Source organism: Candidatus Aegiribacteria sp., assembly GCA_021108005.1.
Taxonomy (GTDB): Bacteria; Fermentibacterota; Fermentibacteria; order Fermentibacterales; family JCC-6; genus Aegiribacteria.
Genome location: JAIORS010000062.1, coordinates 1 through 3,753 on the forward strand (window position 1 = coordinate 1; position 3,753 = coordinate 3,753).

3 protein-coding genes and 1 tRNA gene are annotated in these 3,753 nt (G+C 46.7%); 3 read left to right on the plus strand and 1 reads right to left on the minus strand.

Annotation, left to right across the window (positions count from 1 at the left end):
* A tRNA-Met gene (locus K8S15_03700) sits at positions 1–76 on the minus strand.
* A 323-nt stretch (positions 77–399) separates the two neighbouring features.
* Here K8S15_03700 and K8S15_03705 point away from each other — a divergent pair.
* The 3 genes from K8S15_03705 to K8S15_03715 all read left to right on the plus strand — a co-directional run.
* Positions 400–837, plus strand: a complete 438-nt coding sequence (locus K8S15_03705) for a hydrogenase iron-sulfur subunit (protein MCD4775138.1) — start codon at positions 400–402, stop codon at positions 835–837.
* A 17-nt stretch (positions 838–854) separates the two neighbouring features.
* A complete protein-coding gene (locus K8S15_03710; GenBank protein ID MCD4775139.1) occupies positions 855–2,159 on the plus strand; it encodes an FAD-dependent oxidoreductase in 1,305 nt (434 codons plus the stop codon).
* Positions 2,156–3,753: FAD-dependent oxidoreductase (locus tag K8S15_03715; protein MCD4775140.1), on the plus strand; the 1,598-nt coding region annotated here is incomplete at its 3' end. The genes K8S15_03710 and K8S15_03715, both read left to right, overlap by 4 nt.

Sequence of the window (3,753 nt, forward strand, 5' to 3'; positions counted from 1 at the left end):
TGGTAGCGGCGGAGGGACTTGAACCCCCGACCCGCGGATTATGATTCCGCTGCTCTGCCAACTGAGCTACACCGCCAGGGACGAGGAAAATAGAACTATTTTAGCCTGCTGTCAAGATATTTACGAGTAATCCGGGTTTGACTGTCTCAAAATGAGAATATATTTTTATTGCTTAATGAAATCATCGATTTCTGAATTGAAAAAAAATGGATGTTGACATAGGTCTTCGCATATTTTAAATATTCGGATATTCGAATATTTGAATTTTGTTTTTTCAGGCTTGATTTAACTCTGAAAAAGTTGATCTCGTATTGAGCAATCACTACTTACTGAATAATCAGAAGAAACAGACAATGCTGTAAGTCTGTTAATTCACAGGCAAGCTGTTAACGGGGGAGAATGAAAGAGAAGGCAGGAGTAGAATTCGTTCCTTCAATCGTGGGGTTTCTTTGCAACTGGTGTACCTATGCAGCTGCAGATCTTGCCGGTTCTTCAAAACTTGAACTTCCACCCTCCTTCTCTGTGATAAGGGTTATGTGTTCCAGCAGGATCGACCATAACCTTCTTCTTTCAACCTTTTTCAAGGGAGCTGATGGTATTCTAGTCGCGGGATGCCATCCTGGTGACTGTCACTACGGAGAGGGTAATTATTACGCCAGGCGAAGATTCGCGCTGCTGAAAAAGGTTATGGATACGGTTAATCTCGACCCTGACAGGCTGCAGCTCTCCTGGGTATCTGCGGCAGAGGGAAAACGCTATGCAGAAGTTGTAGGCGAATTCACGGAGAAGATAAAGGAACTCGGACCGAATCCCATTAAAAACAGTACTCGTTTTTGACAGAGAGTAGACAATATATGCCTCAGACCGGGAACATTCTTGTTATAGGTGCCGGAATCGCCGGAATGAAGGCGAGTCTAATGCTCGCCGGAGCTTCCAATAAGGTTTACCTTGTGGAAAAGCTGCCAATCATCGGCGGTAAGGTCATCAAGAACGAGGAGAGCTTTCCCAATCTCGAGTGTTCCACCTGCATGGTAGCTCCCATTCAGCAGGATGTACTGCAAAATCCGAATATAGAAACCCTCACATACAGCGTTGTTGAAAAGATCGAAGGCAGTGCGGGGGATTTCAGTGTCGTTATTAGAAAGAAAGCCAGATACGTCAGTCTGACCGATTGCATCGGATGCGGGATGTGTTATGAACCCTGTCCGGTATCCCTTAAAAACGAATGGGAAGAAAACCTGATTGACAGGAAAGCCATATACGTTCCCTGTTCCGGGTCGCTGCCGAATGTTCCAGTAATCGATTCCGAACATTGTCTTAAGCTTCTGGGAAAAGAGGAGTGCAACCTCTGCGTTGAATCCTGCGCATTTGAGGCAATCAACCTTGATGACAGCGATGAAGTTATGGAGATTAAAGTCGGAGCTGTCATACTGGCAACCGGCTCAGCTACTATCGATCTTTCAACTCTTCCGAACCTTGGATATGGTACTTTGCCTGGAGTATACGCTCCGATGGAGTTTGAGAGACTGTTCGCATCGAACGGCCCGACTCTTGGTGAAATAGTGCTCCGTGGGTCTGAAAAGATTCCGGAAAGCATAGCGGTGATTCATTGTGCCGGACGTAAAGAAAAAAAGTATTGCTCAGCTGTCTGCTGCATGTATTCATTTAAATTCGCAAGATTCCTGAAGCATAAAATACCGTCAGCCCATGTTTTTAATATCTATTCGGACATTTGTGTCCCTGGAAAAAGTTACCAGAGTTTTTACAAAAGTGTTGACGGGGCAGATACCGAGATGCTCTACACTTCGTCTATCGAGGATGTTAAGGTATCGGAGAATGAATCGGGACTGAAGGTAGCCTATCCGGATGCAGCTGGAGCCATGGAAGAATTGAATGTGGATATGGTGATACTTGCAGCCGCTCTTGTTCCGGGCGATGATGCCGCTCCACTTGCGGAAGTTGCCGGAGTTGATCTTGATTCCCGGGGATTCATCGCGACAGTGCTGGATGGAAGCGGATCCATGGAAACCTCTCGAAGAGGGGTATTCGTTGCCGGTACCGCTGAAGGTCCGAAGGATATTCAGAACTCGGTCATACAGGCGGAATCCGCCGCAGGACAGGTTATGGGTATTGTAACATCCGGGGTTTCCGGCTCATGAAAGATTTTGAAATGCGGGAATCGGGTCAGGATAAAAAATTGAGAGCGAAGGTCGGGGTTTACGTTTGTGAATGCGGACCCAACATCGCGGGAAAAGTTGATCTTGATAAAATTCTTGCCGATCTTTCAGAACTCGATGATTATCAGGACGTTGAGCTGGTTGTTAAAAAGTACGGATTCCTCTGTTCCGGCCCGGGTAAGGAATTCCTCGAGGAGGAAATAAAGAGCAACGGCTTCACGCATCTGGTTGTAGGCGCCTGCTCTCCGCGCGATCATGACTCGACTTTCATGAGTATATGCGAGAAAACAGACCTTAATCCTTATCTATACAGGATCATCAACATCCGGGAGCACTGCACCTGGGTGATAGACGACAAAGAAAAAGCTACCGAGAAAGCATTCAGTTATATCCGCGGAGGAATCGCAAGGGTTCTTCGTCAATCCGAACTGTTCGAAAAACCACTGGACATCAACCCGGATGTTCTCGTTATAGGGGGCGGAATATCAGGTATGGAAGCTGCTCTTTCGCTTTCAGGCGAGGATAGACGGGTATTCCTGGTGGAGAAGACAGACCGGCTCGGCGGAGTATCTATTGATCTTTCAGGATTGCTTCCAGGACAGGGCGAAGTAGTTAAAAAGAAGATGGAATCAGTTACGGAAGATAAAAATATCAGACTCTTTCTGAATACAAGGGTTGAGACCGTTATCGGTTTTCTGGGCAATTTTGAGATAGAGCTTGTATCAAAAGAAAACGCTGAAACAACGGAGATAATGGCAGGCGCGATTGTAGTGGCGACAGGCAGCGAACTTTTCGAACCGGCGAACAGCGATAACTACAGCTACTCAGAATCGGACGAAGTGTATACCTCTATTTCAATCGAAAAGATGTTCTCAGGAGAAGGCGAAGCTAAACTGCGCTCCGGTATGAAACCCTCTTCGGTAGCCCTGATTCACTGCGTTGGAAGAGAAGAGAAGAATTACTGTTCCGGAATATGCTGCAGTTACATGATGAAGCTGGCAGGATTTTTTAAAAATCAGTCCCCTGATATTCAGGTAACGGAATTCTACAGAGATCTCTGTCTTCCACAGAAGGATGATCAGGAACGCTACAACGAGGCTGAGGCAGACGGTGTTACATTCATCCGCATAAAAGATATCAGTACAAAAGGTACCGATGTCAGTTTCGAAAAGATGAACGGTGAAAAAGGCGAGCAATCCTTCGATATGGTAGTCCTTGCCCCCGCGATGGAACCATCAGCTGATACGGAAGAACTGGCGGATCTTCTTACCGTTCCTCTGGATGAATCCGGCTTTTTCCAAGAAGTGCACAAGATGACAAATCCGGTGGGAACATCCACGGATGGTGTCTTCATCGTAGGAACGGCTCATGGCCCCAAGGGTGTCTCCGATTCGATGCAGTTCGCAAGAGCGTCCGCCGGCCAGATACTTACAAGACTGATCCCGGGCGAGAAACTTATTCCCGAAGTTAAAGTAACCGAAATTCTGGAAGCTTACTGCACAGGCTGCGGCAACTGTCTTGATGTATGTGTTTACGGGGCGATCTACTCCGATGATTCAAGAGGGATATCGGTTGT